Origin of the sequence: Corynebacterium sp. UMB0012 (genome assembly GCF_030216265.1) — a bacterium.
Classification (GTDB): Bacteria; Actinomycetota; Actinomycetes; order Mycobacteriales; family Mycobacteriaceae; genus Corynebacterium.
This window is the reverse complement of record NZ_JASOKQ010000148.1, coordinates 1-236: the sequence shown is the minus strand read 5'-3', so window position 1 is coordinate 236 and position 236 is coordinate 1. Positions and strand designations below refer to the sequence as shown.

The window sequence follows — 236 nt, the reverse complement described above, 5'->3', positions numbered from 1 at the left end:
CACCCACCGCGGACTGCGCGATGAACAACAGCGCATCGCCTGCGACTGGTGGTTATACCTCCACACGCAACTGCCTGACGATCCTGTAGAGATCGCCAGGCAGCAAAACTGGGGCCAGGACGCACTCGCCAAAGCACAAACCCTAGCCAACCAGGAAAAACAAGCCACCAGCGGCCACGAAGACGGCCGACCAGCAACCTACGACAGTGCCATCGACACTGCCTACAACCACTCTA

1 pseudogene is annotated in these 236 nt (G+C 59.3%); it reads left to right on the top strand.

The features are described 5' to 3' along the window. Positions 1-236, top strand: a pseudogene (locus QP324_RS12435) (transposase); the annotation flags it as partial.